We start from the raw sequence: 16,635 nt of genomic DNA on the forward strand, positions 1-16,635 counted from the left end.
TATTCCGATTTCGATCAGGGCTCTTTGTTTCCATACCGGATCAACTCCGATAGCCTCTCTTCATTCTCTGGGCCCTTCCTCGGCGAACGGCCCCATAACGAAGCGCATTCGTGGAGTTGACGTGCCTGATTCGCCCCCTACAAACGAGACTCGGCTCTCAGAACGCTGGCGACCGCAGCTCGGCCTCGGCCTCATCCTCCTGTCCCTCGTTGCCTGGGCATCCTGGTTCATCTACCGGACCTCATTCAGGGTTGGCGACTCGCGCGTGTTTTGCCTCTTCGACGACGCGATGATCTCGATGACCTACGCCCGGAATGTGGTCGAGGGATGGGGCCTGAACTGGGCGCGCTTTGGCGAGCCGGTCGAGGGCTTCACATGCCCACTCTGGGTGGCTGCAATGGTGCCGGTCAACCTACTGCCGGTCTCGCTTGAGGTTCGGAGCCTCTTCGTTCAGCTGCTCTCTTTGTGCCTACTGATGGTAATGCTTCTCCTGGTGAAGCGCTTGGTGACCGGGCACTTCGGGGCACCGACCCGAAGCCATTGGGTACCCGCCGTGGTTCTCACTGCTGGCTACTACCCGCTCCTCTACTGGTCGCTGATGGGCATGGAGACCGCGCTCCAAGCGGTCTTGCTTGTTGCTATGGTGCTCACGACACTCGACATCACGGAGCGAAGAAGGCCTCGCCACGTCCTCTTTTTTTGTCTCGCCTCGCTCGCCTATTTGACCCGCATGGACATGCTGCTCTGTGTCGGTATCTGCGTGCTCTTTCTCGTTCTCACGGCACGGCCCCGCCGCGAGACGGTTCGCTCATGGGTTCTTGGTGGAGCGATCTTCCTCGGAACGCTCGTGTCGTATCAGGCATTTCGGTGGCTGTACTTCCATGATGTCCTGCCCAACACCTACTACCTCAAGCTCTCGGGTATCCCCCTGCATCTGCGCATTCTCCGAGGGCTTTCGGTGCTCCCGGATTTCCTGATTTCTCATGGTTGGATTCTGGGAATCTGTCTCGCGGGCATGCTCTTCGTACGGGAGAAGCGCCGCACGCTGCTTCTACCGCTCTGCATCGTGCTCGCCTACATCGCCTACAGCGTCTATGTCGGCGGTGACGCCTGGGAACACTCCCCCATCGACGCAAATCGCTTCGTCGCCTTCGCTCTGCCGCTGGTCTTCGTAGTGTTCACTGGCTTGGCGAATCGATTGCTCAGCCAGCTGGATGCAGGAAGGGTGCTTGGGCGCGAAGTGGGCACGAAGCTTCTCTATGCTACGACCATGGTGCTCGCACTCATCACCAACGGGCTGCTGGTAAACCCGGAAAGCCGAGAGAAGTGGCAAGCAGCCTTGGTGACGGAGCGGCCTTTTCTCGTCACGAGCCACCACCTGGTCGCGACAGAGACGTTGTCGCTGAAGAAGCGTTTCCCATCCGGTACGCGGGTTGCCACTGCCTGGTCAGGGATTCCGGCCTACTTCACGGACTTCGAGATGGTAGATGTTCTTGGATACAATGATCCATTGATTGCCCACCTGGATCCAGTACCAAGCCTATCTGTCGACACGTTCGAGAAGATCACTCCTGGCCATATGAAGTGGAATCTGAACCTGACGATTGAGTCGAGACGGCCTCAGGTCTTTTACCAGACTTGGGGATATACTGAAGAACAACTGAGACGCATACTCCCGGGATATGGGTATCAGCCCGACGGGAGCCTGTGGATCAGAGAAAGGTCAACGCATTAACGACAAACCACGACCGCCTACCAACAAGGACCCTGATGAAGCTCAAAACTCTCACCCTCCTCTGTATCTGTCTGCTCACCACCCCCCTCTTCGCACAAACTGAAATCCGACCCTTTACCGATCACGGCTTCTTGCGAGTCATCAAAGTCGACGCAACTGGCTACTACTTCTGGTCGGTGACGCAGAAAGTCCACGGCGGCTTTTATGCAATCACCGGCATCCCCATCGGCCAGAAATTCTTCTACTACGTGGGGAGTGGTGCCACGAACGGCTTTAGCATGGGCCCTGGCTCCGCATGCCCCCTCGAGGACACTATGGCCTTCAGCGTGAACTACACGCACTCAGGGATGCGCGGCACGGACGGCTCGTTAACCTTCCATGGCGTAGTAGCGCCCTGCGACTCTTTCTTCCATCTGCCAGGCGGAGCGTTCGCAATGGACCAGACCTGGAGTGGATCTCAGGCCAATGTCGGACTCATGATCGACTCGTCCGACGGCACTAACTTCTCCAAGATTCAGATGGGCACGTCGTCAGACGGGATCAACTTCTCCTGGGACACGCTCTTGACCATTCCCACGGGACTCGGCTTTGGCCTGACCGCCCCGCACTTGCAGCCTGATCCCTACAACCCCTCACGGCTATTTGGTTTCGCGGACGTGATTGTCAACGCAAGCACGACCAGAACCACCTGCGTCGAGGTCAACCTCGGCACGAGCCCCGGTACGAGCACTTTCCGTCTTGCCTCAAATGCCGCGTGCACAAGCTGGACGACCTACTCCTTCGGCGCTTCGGTAAGCACCATGCCGGCGGTTACGAACCTGATTCCATCCATGTCCGTTCAGAGCCTCCAAAAGGTCGACGGCGCATTCCAGCTCTTTGGGACACAGACAGTCGCTCCCTCCAACACGCCCCCATGCCTACCCGGAGAGTCGACATCGCTCTACTACTCCAACATCAACATTCCTCTCAATGGGGATGATGAGACACAACAAGTCGTCGGCGGGGTTGTAAGTCCGAATTTCGAAGCAGCCGACACTTCGGTACTTTCCTCGAACACTCGGTCGTTACCCGGCGACTACATCGGCGCGCTCAATACGCCCTTTGTGGTCGAGGACAACAATGGCAAGAACCTCCACTACAACGCCTCACAGAATGACTTTGTCTGCCGTCTGACCTTTGCGAGCGGGCAGGGCTTTAAAGGTGACGTGGTCGTGGCTGAGCTCGACGAGGAGTACTTTGACCTCATCTTTGAGGACGACTTCGAGGGCAGCAATGCCTGGTCCTCGACCTCTGACCCAAGCAGCAAGATTGCGTTCACGTCCGGAGCTGCGCTGACCGGGAGCAAGGGGATGCAGATCACCTTCAACGGAGTCAACGTCCAGGCAGCCTATCTTCGAGACGACTCTCCTACTGAGGAGGGACGGTATCGGGCCCGATTCGAGCTTGATCCGAATAACCTGTTCTTCCCGGCGGACAAGCGACACCCAGTCCTACAGCTCTTCACGAGTCATCCATCAAACGAGCTCATCGCCGAGATGATCCTCCGAGAGAACGGCAGCTCCTATCTGCTCAATTTCAAGGCGAAGCTGAATAACGGGTCATGGGAGAAGACGAACTGGATCACAATCTCCGATGCGCCTCACACGCTCGAGATTGACTACGAGCGGGCGTCAGGACCCTCGACCAGCGACGGTTCGATTAGCCTATGGGTCGATGGCGTGCTTCAAGACACCGTGACAGCCCTCACTAATGGCGACCATGCCGTGAGCTACGCGCTCTTTGGTGCACCTGACGGCATTGACAGTGGGACGAGCGGAGTTCTCTATCTCGACCATTTCGAGTCGAGGCGCATCACCTACATCGGCCCGTAGAGCCTAGGTCCTACTCGTGGCTCGGTAGCACCTACTGATCCCTTGCTTTAACAACGAAGCCCCTCTCCGAGTCTCAGAGAGGGGCTTCGCACTTTCCAATGGATCGTCGCCCGTTCAGGATCTGGCAGAGATTGAGGCCGTCACACGCTGCTTGACCTCCTCCCAGCTCAACCAGCCGTCCGGATCTTCTTTGGCCTGAGCAAGACGCTCGTCGAGAAGCTCCTTCTGCCAGTCGTGGAGCGGCAAGGCCTCGGCATCCCGCTCGATGCTCTCCCAGAGGCTCTCGGCAAGCTCCAGACGCTCCTCGACGGGGAGCTTGAGGGCTTCGTGTTGTAGCTCGACCTTGGTCATATGAGATTCAGTGTACGGGAAGGCGGGGAGTTTGCAAGCGACTCAGCCTTTCCATTCTCGGCGCGCTCGGCGCAATGGCTCCAACGCCTCGGCGAAGTCAGAAGGCGCCTTGTCGCCGAGTTTCTTGAGCTTCGCCTCGAGCTCAGCCAGCGTCCAACCCGAAGGGTTCGTGCCACCATGGAAGAACACCCGGGGGTCCTGTGCGTCAAGCCTCTGGTCCTTTGCTGCTGTCCCACCGATGTGCCAGTTCTTCCCCATGGGCTGCACCTCCTTGCCTTGCTCTAGTTTCACTCCTCGATCCCCAGGAGCCTCCGCACCGCCTCGCGGATGATGTCGGACTCGGAGCGATGCTCCTCGAAGGCCTTACGCCGGAGCGCCTCGACTTCATCGGGATGGAGGTAGGCAACCTTCCGCACCAGCCCGCCGGGCGTGGTCATGCTCGCGCCCAGCTCCCGCGGGCTCTTGTGCTGCTTCACCGGCTTCTCTTTCTTCGCCATAGCCCTATTGTACCCATCTCTCCATGTGCCCATGGACACATGGCGCCATCCTACGATACAGTGACCGCGTCGCCTCTCCCCTTGTGGGAGACCACACGAAAGCGGCCCGACAGCGTGCTGGCACACCCTGCCGAGCCTTGCCACACAAGGAGACGAAGCTCCATGCGTGACCGACGCGATTCTACCCCTAATCCGGAATCCCTCGACGAGACCGCCGGATTCCGCGAGACCTTCCTCCACCGCTTCACAGAGCGGAAAGACCGCGAGGCGCTGGAGCGTTTCGCGGCACTTCTCTTCGCCTATTGGGGCGAGTTTCAAGGGCACATGCCCGACCAGCAAGAATCGGTGCTTCGGGCTGAGTTCCGGGCTGCGCTCGCCGACCTTGAGTATCTGGCTATCTTCTTGCGGGAGGTGGTTGGTTTCGCGCCTGAGGCTGCCTCGATTGATCCTGAGGACTTGCCGCTGGCGACAAAGGCGCTTGAGGTGGCTGACAAGCTTGGAGACTGCGCCACAGGTTTGGCAGACATGTTGCGAAGGCACAAAAACAACCCAGTTTAGCTTTTGGCCTTCAATGCTGCCTTGAGATCTTCCATAACCTCTCGCTCAAGAATAGCCATCTTGGAAAAGATCTGGACATCTTTTCCTCGAAGCTCCGGTTCCAGCTCCGAAGGTGACATGACCGTCAGGATCACGACCTTAGGAGTGTTTCGGTCACGATTCCTAACTGTCCTCTTCGAAAGGAAGTCAACGACTCTTAGGCCGGGTAGCGGATCGAGACCTCTCGAAGAATTGAACTGAGGAACAAGAAGGTCCAGTAGAATAGAGTCGTAGTCATTCTCCTCAAGAAGGTTCAGTGCTGTCGATACATCCGCAGCTATGTCCACTTCTAGGCCCGCGCGCTCGAGAATTCTCCCAAGGCCCAATAACGAGCCATCCGCATCGTCGTCAACCCACAACACCTTACTCACCGCCAATCCTCCTGAGAACCCTCTCGCTATATGAAATATCAGCAGCAAGTAGCCTCTGGTGGATCATGCCCAGCTCAACCATTACATTGCGGACCCGCCCCACCTGGCCTGGCTCCAGCTTTACATGGTCGCCCTTCCAAACACCCTCAAGCTCCAGTGCCAGCACAATGTCGGCACACCTTTCTCTGGCATCAAGCAACAGCACCCTGAATTCCTTGGGAAAGGTAACATGATTGGCTCGAACACTATCCATTACTTCATCTCGGGCTCTATGTAGTTCCTCCCGATACTTCACTGAGAGACGTGCACCTTCTGCCTTGCTTATAAGATTTAGCTGATCCTGGAACCCCAGAAGCGAGGAACAGACCTCAATCAACCCTTGCCTGTAAGATCTGAGGGCCTCTTGAGCAAGCTCCGCCTTAAGCTCCACAACTCGACTGATTCTCGCTTGATAGAGCTGGAACAGGCCTCCAAGCAGAGCCACAATCAGTGCTCCAATAGCGGTGTAGAGAGCTGGATCCAAGGTTCCTCCGCTCCTAAGCCTATCCGAAAACGATGGTCAAGCCTACGCCGCCTCCCTCCCCAGCATCGCCTCAAGCCCTGGGATTTCCTCCAGAGAGCCAATCGTCACCGCGCTGAAGGGCTTGGACACCTGCCCGTTGATCATCAGGCGCAGGTAGATGTGGTAGTTCGGGAGGTTCACCAGATCCTCCGCCTCGAACTTGGGCGCGAGCTCCCGGGCAAAGAGCGGCGCATCCTTGGCGCCGAGCCGGAAGCAGATCAGCGTCCCCACATTCCCAATCACGGCATCGGCAATCTCAGGCGAGAGCTGCCCTAGATATTGATGCGCCAGGATGAGGTTGAGCCGGTACTTCCGCAGCTCTGAGAGCATGGTCGCCACAGAGAGCGTCGCGAAGCTCTGGAACTCATCCAGATAGACGAAGCAGTCCTGTCGCTTGCTCTCGGGCATGTCAGCTCGCTCAAGCCCCGCAAGGGCCAGGTGGGACAGCAGCAGGCTCCCCAAGAGCGAGGATGGGCCTTCGCCGAGCTTTCCCTTGGCGAGGTTCACGATGAGGAGCTTCCGCCCGTCGATGATCTCGCGGAGGTTGAGCCCAACTCCTTCCCCACAGAGAATCTCCCGCACCCGGGGATCCGTGAGGAACGCACCGACTTTGTTGAGCACCGGCGCCGAGACGACGGCGCTGAAGCCGGTCGAGTACTTCCCGAACTCATACTGCCAGAAACGGCGCACCTGAGCATTCTCCACACCTCGTACGACATCCTCTCGGAAGCTCTTCTCGGTCAAGAGTCGTGGAATATCTGCGAAGGTTGAGCCTTCCCGCTCAAGGAGCGTGAAGACGACATTCCGCAGCACATGCTCAAGCCGCGGTCCCCAGCCTTCTGACCAGCTCTTCTTGAACACATCGACGATGCCGGCTGCAGCCAGAGGACGATGCTCCTCGGAGATGCCCCGAAGCGGGTTGAAGTGCCAGCGGGTGTCGGGATCGAGGTAGATGAGGTCGTCCTCGCGCCAGAGCGGGACGAGTTTGACCACCTCTTCGGCGAGGTCACCATGCGGGTCGAAGAGAACCGCGCCGTTGCCACGGGCGATGTCTTGGGCGAGGAGCGTCCTGAGAAGGGTGGTCTTGCCGACGCCGGTCTTGCCGATGAGGTAGGTGTGGTAGCGGCGATCCTTCTGGAACATGGTGAAGCGCTGAGCCTGTCCACGGTGGTCAACGAACGAGAAGATTGTTGCTTTTCTGTAAATTTTCGCTGCCATATGGAACCAATATAGCCAAGAAGGAAACGTAGCCAAAGCAAGCTATCTCTGCCGGGACCTTCCCTCGCTTCGGAGAGTGGGCACTTGCAAATAGCTCACCTTGTCGCTGACCCAGATATGCGCTAGCTTTGCACTTAGGCAATCACGATCTCTTGACAGGAAGTCGACTTGCAAGCTTCCAGGAGGTGTCCACATTATGGGTTGCATCCTTGGTGCGGCATGGCACCATGACGATATGATTCCCCCACCAGCAAAATCACTTCGGCTTGCGGTAATTATCTTCCTCGTGCTCGCAGCCGTTGTGCTCACAGCAACAGCGAGCGCCCGCCCGGCGATCTCTTGGGAACCGGAGTCGGTCTTCCTACCAGTTGTCCGAGGTGAGTCCACTTCTATCTCTGCCTCTTTCACCGCGAACACCAATCTCGGTCAGGTTGAGCTTCGTGTAGTTCCTGAACTGGCTGAGTTTGTCTCTGTCATCCCAAGCAGTCCTCTGACGATCAATAGAGGCACGACTACACAAGTAGAGCTCACGGTTCAAGCCGGTACCGACAGCATCCTCGGCGTACTCGAGGGGACCGTTCAGGTACGGAAGCTCGGACACAAGCCTAAGAACTATTCACGGCCGCTACCAATCAATATTGAGATCCAGCCCTTTCCTCTTCCTCCTGCCCCAGGTGAAGCTGGAAAGGTAACTGTCGAAGGAGTCGACTCTGACGGTGACGGGCTCCGAGACGACATTCAGCGCTTCATTGCCTTCACATACCCAGATGAGCCAGTGACCCGTGCCGCGCTTTCCCAATATGGAGAGAGCTTTCAAGACACGCTGGTCCAGGCGGTTGATCGCCAGTCTGCCTTCTCTCTATTTATGGCAACACTTAGATCTGACCGCTGCCTCAAAGGACTTATAGGCGTCGAAGAGGGTGAGACTCTTAGGAAGAGTATCAAGGCTCAGTACCTGAATACGGCCGAAAGAAGTGATGCCTTCTTCACTTTTGCGGAACTACTTGGCGGGAGTAGCTGGGGCGGGGCGGCTTTTTCGCCGGAAGATGACTGTGACTTCAACCCAGGCCAGCTGATTGGAGGTCATGAATGAAGCATTTCTTTGCAACCTTCACACTTCTGGCACTGGGCCTTACTGGCTCCCCTTTAGGAGCGCAGGATGTCGTCATCTTTTACGGGAATGGTGTGGCAACAAGCCCTGGGGAAGCAGAAAAGTCTCGACACGATCTCGAGCTGAAACTCCGAGAGCGCTTTCCCAGTTTGTCTGATGAAGAGTTCGATCGATTGGTCCAAGTCAGAACTAGCTACAACCAGTCCGCCTGCTGGAACGAGAACCAGGATGGCGGTGACCAAGGGGTTCGATTCTGCCTCAGAGACTTTCTCCAGGCCTCTCGTCAGGCACTCAATGCAGCTGGCCTGGCTGTCGGAGAGGCCACTCTCTGGCAGTACGTCCTAGGGGTGCTGTCAGCTCCGGTTGGCGTCCAAGAGATACTCGACCAACTCCTCTTTGTGCAATTCGCTGCCCCTGACCTACTCGAGCAGGACCTCGATGTACATCGAAGTACCTATTCTTCCCTGATCTCCGGCGCACAGACTTCGGTACTCCTTGTGGCGCACAGCCAGGGCAATCTCTTTGGTAACGCTGTGTATCCGATTCTCGAGCCAGAGGAGCGCTCGCAGTTTCGGATGGTCTCTGTAGCGAGCCCCGCACCGGATCTCCTGGGCGACAGCTCGCCGATTGCAGCGTCGACCACCTTAAGGGAAGACCCCATCGACTTAGTCCCTGGCAATCTTCCATGGAATGTGACCAATGGTCTGGCCAGCACTCCGAAATTCGAGTACCACGACTTTGAGCACTCTTACCTTGCGAGGACAGAGACACGAGCCAAGATCCTCGATGATATCGAGCGCCAACTAGCAAGCCTTGGAATAATCGAATTATTGTCACCAGGCACTTTGGTAGCGCTGAGAAGTGGTTCCTGGGATATCACGCGTATTGATCCAGGCTCAGGAAGTTCCGAGAACTGGATTACTCTCCCCTCAGGCTCATACTCAGGGCTTACCTTTGATCCTGACAGGGACTTGCTCTACACAGTCGAGACGGGTCTCGGAGAGCTTGTCGCTGTCAACACGACAGATCAGTCCATAACATTTGTAGGCTCACTAGGACTTGATCAAGAGCTACTGGACGGCATTGGCGACCTTACTTTTGGCCCTGGCAATAACCTCTTCGCGCTCGCGGAGGACAGCTCACTTCACACACATCTACTCCGAATTGATCCGACTACAGGCCAGGCTAGCTTGCTCGGCGCGCCAAGTCCTGAAGGGCACAGTTCTCTCGAATACGATCCGGAGACAGGCCGGATGCTCTCCTCCTACTCCTACCCGACGCTTGGCAACGCGCTCTCTCAGTTCGCTCCATTCTCAGGTAGTTGGGTAGGCCTGCGCCCCACGAACGCTCCTAAACTAATTCTTCTAGCTGATCAGCCTGGAACCGGCGTACTCTACGGGCTAGCCGTGACCGAAGGCGGAGGTCAACCAGCTTGGTCACTCGGCTTACTTGACCCCACTGTGGGAACCTATGCCCCTCTCATCGATGGAGACTCCGCTCCGGACATAGTCGGGCTCACAATGGCCCGTCTGCCGCCTTCTGAGCAACAGGCGCCACACCTCGCGTATCCTCCCGTGACGACAGATCTCTGTATGCAAACGACTCCTGCGCTCGGGGACGACGGCAGCCTCTATGCCGCTGCGTCTGAAATATGTATCTATGATGGATCGAGAGATGTAGGACTAGCCGCCTTTGACCCTTCGACTGGTGCGGTGCTCTGGGGGCCGTCCTTTCCGGAAGGTTGTGACCGCTATGGCACGCAGCCGGCTCGCTTTGGTTATGTTGGCCCATCTATCGGAGCCAATGGTGTGCTCTACGCAGTAGGCGACTGGAATAGCTGTCTCAACGGTCGCCTTGTCGCGATCAATTCGGATGACGGCTCTGTAAAGTGGGACCACGGAGACTGCCCTGGAGGAGGCAATACCTCACCCCACCCTCGGCAGGTTCCAGCTCTCGACGAGACGAGAAACGCTGTCCATTTCGGAGCTTCCCGTCTTTGCTCTACAGATATGGAATCAAGCGAGAATCTCTGGGACGTCGACGGAGCATACTTTATCGGCGGCAAAGGCTTGGTCATTGACAATAACGGTTCCGTTTACATGGGGACCCAAACATACACCACTAACAGACTGACCGCATTTACCAGCACTGGAGCACTCATCTGGGATCGCGGAGCTGGAGGTGCCAACTTTGGTCCAGAAATACAGGGACTTGCGAACGACACCCTAATTCTCCACCATCCTTCACAACTCTATTCTCTTATCGGCTGGAACAGGGCCACCGGCCAAGAACGTTGGCGACATGAGGGCTTCTCAAGGCCAATCGTCGATGAAGCCGGACGCATTTATGCTGGCGGGGTCGGCACGCCTGAAGTCCTTGCCCTAACAGCCGACGGAAATGAGGAGTGGCGAGTAACACTGCCTGAGGAGTTCTTACCACCCATTCTTATCGACTTCCTCGACAGCACTGGATTCGTGTATGCCAGAAGCGGCTCCTCACTCCTGGCGATCCGAACCGAGGACGGTGCTCTCGCTTGGAGCTTTGAAGCCGATGCCCGCCTGGATGTAGGAGCTGTTCTTGATGCTGATGGCAGAATTGTCCTATCAGACTCTCAGGCTATGCTCTACGTTCTAGACACGCGGCTCGACTATGCTCAGTCCGAATGGCCGATTGCTCTCTATGCCAATAGACGGCATACGGCAAAGCAAGGCGATATCCTTGATCGCCCCTAGACAACCGACCTTGTTGAGGTTGAGCTTCTTTCGCAGGTGGAGCCCTTCTCCATCGCTAAAGAGAATCTCCCGCACCCGGGGATCCGTGAGGAACGCACCGACTTTGTTGAGCACCGGCGCCGAGACGACGGCGCTGAAGCCGGTCGAGTACTTCCCGAACTCATACTGCCAGAAACGGCGCACCTGAGCATTCTCCACACCTCGTACGACATCCTCTCGGAAGCTCTTCTCGGTCAAGAGTCGTGGAATATCTGCGAAGGTTGAGCCTTCCCGCTCAAGGAGCGTGAAGACGACATTCCGCAGCACATGCTCAAGCCGCGGTCCCCAGCCTTCTGACCAGCTCTTCTTGAACACATCGACGATGCCGGCTGCAGCCAGAGGACGATGCTCCTCGGAGATGCCCCGAAGCGGGTTGAAGTGCCAGCGGGTGTCGGGATCGAGGTAGATGAGGTCGTCCTCGCGCCAGAGCGGGACGAGTTTGACCACCTCTTCGGCGAGGTCACCATGCGGGTCGAAGAGAACCGCGCCGTTGCCACGGGCGATGTCTTGGGCGAGGAGCGTCCTGAGAAGGGTGGTCTTGCCGACGCCGGTCTTGCCGATGAGGTAGGTGTGGTAGCGGCGGTCAAAAACCAGAAAGCGAAAAAGACGGTTGGCCCGCCTGTGATCTGCTTTACCGAAAATAAGTTCATCAATCAAAAGCACCTATGATGGTAGCAAAAGCTACCCTGGGCTCAAGACTAAAAGGATTGCCGAGACCGACGAGAGGCAGCCGAGACAGACTCACCACACTAATACTGGCGGATATCAACCAGCGGCCTTTGAGAACTATCCGAGAGCGGCACTGCAACATTGACGACTTCCATGCCAGAAAGCCCATATATTGCATGGGCAATCTTCGTTCCGGTGACGACTGGTCCCCAGCATTGACGAGGAAAGATATTAACAAAAACATCCACGGACCGCTCACTCAGCCGCCTGAGAAGCTCCACAATCTCCCCGGAGCAGCTAGTAGCACCACAGTAGAGTAGACATTGTTCGGAGCCATCTTCATCTACATAGGATATAACTGGATCCCCTGTGGGCAGAAAGCGCTTAACAAGAGAAGCTTCAGCTGCCTCATCCTCATCGAAAAGACCGGAAATTGATCTATTAAGATCTCTCCGAAGATCTGTCTCGGAGAACATCCACTTGTCCGGACGATTTCTAAAAACAACTGCATCAGACAAGCCACAGGAGGAAAGGATGGTACTATGAAGAGACGGGATCTTCTGACTAGCACTGTAGTACTGGCGCCGCATGTAGTCGGCTAGCCGCGCCTCAGCTCTACGATTACCTAGGCCTAGCTCAAGGAACTGCCAGTCATTGACGAGTACCAAAAGTTCAACATCGCGACTAGACAAAGAGCTACCCAGAGCCTCACAAGCGGAAAGCCAAGTACTCTTAGAAAATTGAGAGAACTGCGCGAGAAGGGGAAGTTCACCACAATCAACAAGAACTTCCGAAGCTCTTGCATTCTCTCCTGGGACGAGGATGAAATGCCCAGCCTGAACGACACAGCTCTTCTCCTCCTTGGTAGCAAGCAAACTAGTGAGCCAAGCAGAGAGACCGGCTTTCTCTCGCAATGTGTCAAGCATCTTAACTCACTATCCTTCGAGCTTCCGCTTTAAGAGGCAGAGCATTCATTTCCGCACTACTCGTCCCAGCACATAACCGACTAGGCACCCACCAAGGCTTCCAGCAAAGCCCCACAGCAGAGAAACCTCAGAAGGGAAGCCTGCAACTTGGAGCGAGCCTGCAACCACAGCTCCACTCAAAATCGAAAGGAATCCTGACCAACGCGATGTCGGGAGACCGAACAGGGCCCATAACAATGCAGGAACAACAGAGGGCGCCCAGATCGCATAACAGATCAACAGACCATCAATTATCGTCGGAGCGATCAGAGCAAGCACGATGGCTGCACTGCCCATAAAAATTGTAATCGAGCGACTCCAGAGAATGGCCTTTTTGTCATCTTCTGAGATAGCCCGAGGAGCTAGGTCTCTTACAAAAGCGACAGCCCCTGCATTAAGAACAGACTCCTGGCTAGACATCACGATCGCGGCAAAGCCTACTACGAGCAGGCCTAGTAGACCTACGGGCAGAACCTCCTGAGCGGCGGCCATGAGTATGCCATCCGGAGAAACTGTCGAAGGAACTACGCTCGTCGCCAGAACTCCAACCGAAACCATCAGGAAAAACCAGCCCACAGAGAACATTCCGGCTCCGACAAATCCCCAACGAGAAGCTCCCCCACTTTCGGCAGCGAGGGCGCGATTTGCGTAAGGTGGTATGAGCATTTCACCGAAAAAGAGTGATAGAGCTAGCCCGATTAATGGGATAGCTCCCATAGAGCGAAGCTGGGAGGGGACCTCCTGGATCCCGATTGTCAACTGAGAGACATCTGTCCGCGGATCGTGCAATAAGAATGAAACCAGGAAAATGGCGCTTATAACGATAAGTGCGAACTGAACAGCCTCTGTCAAGATAACCGCCTTTAGCCCGCCAGTGGTCGTATACAGAACGCCAACAACAGTAATAAGCAGAACGCCCACAAGAAGCGGATAGCCGAGGGCTCCACTGAGCACCGCCCCGCCAGCTCTAGCCATAACCGAAGCGAACCCGACGCATAGGCCAACAGAGATTACCCCTGTGACGAACTTTGCCTCTTTCCCGTAGTGAACTCTGATCACATCTCCTATGGTCTTCGCCCGGTCATAACCGTGAAGTCTGCTAGCGAAAAAGATCCCAACCACGATGGTTTGGAGAGAGAAGAAGGAGAAAATCACCAGATAGAGAAACCCCGTCCCGGCACCTTGGCTCGCCAGCCCTAACGAGTAACCAGGGCCAATGTATGTCGCGCAGAGGCTTGCCGCGACAAGCACCAGAGGAACTCTCTTGCTAGCTATTGCATACTCAGAGAATGTTCCAATTCGTCGCACTATAAGCCCAAAGATCACCAGACCGACAAAGTAAAGAGCAATAACCGCTAGGTCTCCGTAGTTAAGTTGCACAGGTAAGTCCTCCAGTGTTCCTAATCTTGCTCTCGCAAAAGGAATCGCTCAAGCAGGCATCTTGAGTGTTTATAAGGAAAGTGGGTGTTCAGCCTGAAACCCTTCGGGAGCGGATCGAGACGCGCATCAAGATGATCCTCATCGAGCATGTAAATGCGACTAACCTGGTGCGATGAGGTTTTGCTGTTCGCCCGTCCCGCAATCTCATCCGCATCCGGCAGAGGGGACACTGACCGAAGAGTTGCATAGCGATCTCTCAGACCGTTCTGCTCAAACGGGTCGTCTTTCTCGCCCAGGCTGCTTATAACCCCACTTACCAAGTCTTTATAGCGCTTTGGATTACTGAAGACATAGGCGGAACCTTCACGCTCATCTAGCGTCGCTATGCCCCGAGGAATGATGAGAGCAAAGTTGCTACCAACGAGACTAGAAGTTCGCCTCAAGCGGTGTTTATCCAGGCTAGGGTTCGAGGGGGTCCTTCCGGCCAGATAAAGAGGATTCCCGGCACACCTCAGAATCGCACTTCCGATTGCCATTAGGAGACGAGACTTGGCGAATTCGCTAAGCTCTACGTCAAAGCTATATTTGAGTACGCTAGCTAGATCACGGAGCGCTTGGTCGAGAAGCTGGTTCAGATTCAATGGTTCATCGGCCGAGTGAAGGTGGAGGCTTGGGGCAGACCAGCCGTGCAGCTCGAAGACCTCTGTGAGAGATAGCTCGCTGCCACCATAAAGTTGAATTAGGCGGGCACATACCGGGTCGTAGGGATAAAACCAGTGGTGCGACAAGACAAAAGAAGTAGCCAAACGGTGACAAAAGTCTCGGACTGATGGCGTTAAAGACTGTCCCTCCTGAGTCTGAGCTAATTGCTGCAGAAGATCTCGGCTGTCACGATCCCTCAAACACAGGAAGATACCTGCTCTCAGCTGAAGCAACTTTTTGGCTGCGAACAGCGAGGCGTGTATAGCGTCATCCTCCTGGCTACGAATTGCTTCCTCACTAGCATCTAGAAGGTAAACCACACCCAAAACGGGAATCCGCTTGTCTCTTAGCGAACTAGCTGCTGGCGCGATGCTGAGGTGCCCGATTGAGGCACCTTGTGGCGGCCGGTCAGGGTCGTCCCATGCCAGATTGGGGTAACGGCGTCGCTCAAGCGCAACTTGTGCCCTTCGGTCAGATTGGGCACTTTCGTTGGCAAAATCCTCTTGGACATCCTTTTCAATTTTGGAAACACGTAGCCGAAGTCTTGATGCATCGTCAGCGTTCCTCACGAAGGACCCCGTCGATCCAGCTTGCACAGACTGAACGACGCGATCCTGTGGCCAATCGTCGGCTCTAGCTCCGATGTCTAGAAGCTCTCCCCCTGCAGGGGTGGGATGAAAAGCCAACACCGATATCCGCTGGTCAGGGCACATGTACCCGGAGAACGCCTCCCTCATCTTTTTCTCTTCATCGTGTCGGTAGCGCTGCCCATATTGCAGCAGTCGTTCCTGAATGAGCTTGAACATCGCTTCTCCAGACGAAGTGTAGTTCCCGCGAACTAGTGATTTCCAGAGAAGGTATCCCGTCGAAATTTAGAGGTCAAATGTGTGCCCTAGATTTTTCTCCTCAATGTGTAGAGGAGATAAGGGGGTTGCATTTCGGATCACAATATCGATGCAAAGGAATATGTCGACTTCCAAACGCTGAGCCTGGAAACTTGCCATACCCCGAACCGGAAGTTTCGGAGGTACTCGAGAACCAGCTGCTCAGAGATGAGCTATTAAGGAGGTGTTAAAAAGGCCGGTACCGCGGAAAGTTGCGTCCTTCCCTGAGTACCGGCCACGAGCCCAGCAAGCTGGACACGACACGCTTACGAGTTCAAAGTTTCAAGAAGGACCCGTAAGCATCTCTATGCTAACAACTTAGAGCAAATCGGACAATATTGACAGCGGTCAATTCTTATACCTCAGCTTGGCGGGCTCCTGCTGAAAGAGGACGCGAAATCGCCCCACCGGGCGGTATCCAGCATGCACCCTTACAGAAGGAGCAGAAAATGCGACGACTGCAAGAGGTAGTGTCGCGGCTCAAGGAGCCCACTCACGGAGCGAGGTCTCGCTTGCAGTGGGTGGCTAGGAAGGCTGCGGGACGTATCCTCTCAACGCTGGTTGACGATGCCCTCGAGCATTTGCTCAGCCTCCTCTTCCCCTCCTAACAGGCTAGCCCCTGCCTCTCATCCCACGAGGGGCAGGGGCTTTTTCAAGTCTTTTGCAAACCTTGGGCCACCGAGAACGGAACTGAGACCATCAAGCTCCCTCCTTCCCACGCCTGCCGCTTCCCCGGCAGCCACGGCTGGAGCTCAGGGAACCGCTCCACCACCAAGCAGGCAAGCTCGTGCTTGCTCTTAGCGCCCCACTTTTTCATCACCCAAACCCAAACCTATGCCGCCGTTATTCCTGCCGCCGCCAAGCCTTGAAGAATTTTCAGCTGTTTGATTGTTGTATTGCAGTTCACTGCTCTTGTTATTTCTTCCCAGTTGGGGAGAATTACTGGATTCA

At 55.8% G+C, this 16,635-nt stretch carries 15 protein-coding genes; 5 read left to right on the forward strand and 10 right to left on the reverse strand.

Going from position 1 to position 16,635, the window contains the following annotated elements; all coding sequences use genetic code 11:
* Positions 1-121: 121 nt before the first annotated feature.
* Both SX243_06535 and SX243_06540 read left to right on the forward strand, forming a co-directional pair.
* Positions 122-1,735 (forward strand): hypothetical protein, encoded by a 1,614-nt coding sequence (locus SX243_06535; GenBank protein ID MDY7092612.1) that lies wholly within the window; start codon positions 122-124, stop codon positions 1,733-1,735.
* Between the two features lie 35 nt (positions 1,736-1,770).
* A complete protein-coding gene (locus tag SX243_06540) occupies positions 1,771-3,606 on the forward strand; it encodes a hypothetical protein (GenBank protein ID MDY7092613.1) in 1,836 nt (611 codons plus the stop codon).
* A 114-nt stretch (positions 3,607-3,720) separates the two neighbouring features.
* Here SX243_06540 and SX243_06545 read toward each other — a convergent pair whose 3' ends face one another.
* Genes SX243_06545 through SX243_06555 form a run of 3 tightly spaced genes read right to left on the reverse strand, consistent with a single transcriptional unit; the run spans position 3,721 to position 4,433 of the window.
* The gene (locus SX243_06545; protein ID MDY7092614.1) at positions 3,721-3,957 is read right to left on the reverse strand and encodes an addiction module protein; all 237 of its coding nucleotides are present in this window, start codon (positions 3,955-3,957) and stop codon (positions 3,721-3,723) included.
* A gap of 42 nt (positions 3,958-3,999) precedes the next feature.
* On the reverse strand, positions 4,000-4,215 hold the full coding sequence (locus SX243_06550; GenBank protein MDY7092615.1) for a hypothetical protein: 216 nt from the start codon (positions 4,213-4,215) through the stop codon (positions 4,000-4,002).
* A gap of 29 nt (positions 4,216-4,244) precedes the next feature.
* Positions 4,245-4,433, reverse strand: coding sequence for a ribbon-helix-helix protein, CopG family (locus SX243_06555; GenBank protein MDY7092616.1), 189 nt, complete (start codon positions 4,431-4,433; stop codon positions 4,245-4,247).
* Between the two features lie 183 nt (positions 4,434-4,616).
* On the opposite strand from SX243_06555, the gene SX243_06560 reads away from it, so the two are divergent.
* Positions 4,617-5,012, forward strand: coding sequence for a hypothetical protein (locus SX243_06560; GenBank protein ID MDY7092617.1), 396 nt, complete (start codon positions 4,617-4,619; stop codon positions 5,010-5,012).
* On the opposite strand, the gene SX243_06565 is transcribed toward SX243_06560, so the two are convergent.
* The 3 genes from SX243_06565 to SX243_06575 are packed head-to-tail and all read right to left on the reverse strand — an operon-like array spanning position 5,009 to position 7,202.
* Entirely contained in the window at positions 5,009-5,422 is a 414-nt protein-coding gene (locus SX243_06565) for a hypothetical protein (protein MDY7092618.1), read from the reverse strand. The two genes, SX243_06560 and SX243_06565, sit on opposite strands and share 4 nt — an antisense overlap.
* Positions 5,415-5,945: a hypothetical protein gene (locus SX243_06570; GenBank protein ID MDY7092619.1), complete on the reverse strand. Its 531-nt coding sequence runs from the start codon at positions 5,943-5,945 to the stop codon at positions 5,415-5,417. The genes SX243_06565 and SX243_06570 overlap by 8 nt, the downstream gene beginning before the upstream one ends.
* Positions 5,946-5,987: 42 nt before the next feature.
* Entirely contained in the window at positions 5,988-7,202 is a 1,215-nt protein-coding gene (locus SX243_06575; protein ID MDY7092620.1) for a type IV secretion system DNA-binding domain-containing protein, read from the reverse strand.
* 196 nt (positions 7,203-7,398) lie between these two features.
* Here SX243_06575 and SX243_06580 point away from each other — a divergent pair, with 196 nt between their 5' ends.
* Together SX243_06580 and SX243_06585 are read left to right on the forward strand one after the other, a co-directional pair.
* Complete coding sequence (locus tag SX243_06580) at positions 7,399-8,295, forward strand: hypothetical protein (GenBank protein ID MDY7092621.1); 897 nt, start codon at positions 7,399-7,401, stop codon at positions 8,293-8,295.
* Complete coding sequence (locus tag SX243_06585) at positions 8,292-11,045, forward strand: PQQ-binding-like beta-propeller repeat protein (protein ID MDY7092622.1); 2,754 nt, start codon at positions 8,292-8,294, stop codon at positions 11,043-11,045. Before SX243_06580 ends, SX243_06585 begins: the two co-directional genes overlap by 4 nt.
* Here SX243_06585 and SX243_06590 read toward each other — a convergent pair.
* The 4 genes from SX243_06590 to SX243_06605 all read right to left on the reverse strand — a co-directional run bounded on the left by SX243_06590 (position 10,944) and on the right by SX243_06605 (position 15,606).
* Complete coding sequence (locus SX243_06590) at positions 10,944-11,741, reverse strand: type IV secretion system DNA-binding domain-containing protein (protein ID MDY7092623.1); 798 nt, start codon at positions 11,739-11,741, stop codon at positions 10,944-10,946. The genes SX243_06585 and SX243_06590 overlap by 102 nt on opposite strands.
* A 92-nt stretch (positions 11,742-11,833) precedes the next feature.
* The gene (locus SX243_06595) at positions 11,834-12,679 is read right to left on the reverse strand and encodes a hypothetical protein (GenBank protein ID MDY7092624.1); all 846 of its coding nucleotides are present in this window, start codon (positions 12,677-12,679) and stop codon (positions 11,834-11,836) included.
* A gap of 45 nt (positions 12,680-12,724) precedes the next feature.
* On the reverse strand, positions 12,725-14,098 hold the full coding sequence (locus SX243_06600) for a sodium:solute symporter family protein (GenBank protein MDY7092625.1): 1,374 nt from the start codon (positions 14,096-14,098) through the stop codon (positions 12,725-12,727).
* A gap of 20 nt (positions 14,099-14,118) precedes the next feature.
* Positions 14,119-15,606, reverse strand: coding sequence for a hypothetical protein (locus tag SX243_06605; GenBank protein MDY7092626.1), 1,488 nt, complete (start codon positions 15,604-15,606; stop codon positions 14,119-14,121).
* Positions 15,607-16,635: the final 1,029 nt, after the last annotated feature.

Source organism: Acidobacteriota bacterium (assembly GCA_034211275.1).
Taxonomy (GTDB): domain Bacteria; phylum Acidobacteriota; class Thermoanaerobaculia; order Multivoradales; family JAHZIX01; genus JAGQSE01.

Bases quoted from the DNA above. Each gene is read 5' to 3' on its own strand.
- SX243_06540 (MDY7092613.1), top strand. From the start codon at position 1,771: ATGAAGCTCAAAACTCTCACCCTCCTCTGTATCTGTCTGCTCACCACC.
- SX243_06545 (MDY7092614.1), bottom strand. From the start codon at position 3,957: ATGACCAAGGTCGAGCTACAACACGAAGCCCTCAAGCTCCCCGTCGAG.
- SX243_06550 (MDY7092615.1), bottom strand. From the start codon at position 4,215: ATGGGGAAGAACTGGCACATCGGTGGGACAGCAGCAAAGGACCAGAGG.
- SX243_06560 (MDY7092617.1), top strand. From the start codon at position 4,617: ATGCGTGACCGACGCGATTCTACCCCTAATCCGGAATCCCTCGACGAG.
- SX243_06575 (MDY7092620.1), bottom strand. From the start codon at position 7,202: ATGGCAGCGAAAATTTACAGAAAAGCAACAATCTTCTCGTTCGTTGAC.
- SX243_06580 (MDY7092621.1), top strand. From the start codon at position 7,399: ATGGGTTGCATCCTTGGTGCGGCATGGCACCATGACGATATGATTCCC.
- SX243_06585 (MDY7092622.1), top strand. From the start codon at position 8,292: ATGAAGCATTTCTTTGCAACCTTCACACTTCTGGCACTGGGCCTTACT.
- SX243_06595 (MDY7092624.1), bottom strand. From the start codon at position 12,679: ATGCTTGACACATTGCGAGAGAAAGCCGGTCTCTCTGCTTGGCTCACT.
- SX243_06605 (MDY7092626.1), bottom strand. From the start codon at position 15,606: ATGTTCAAGCTCATTCAGGAACGACTGCTGCAATATGGGCAGCGCTAC.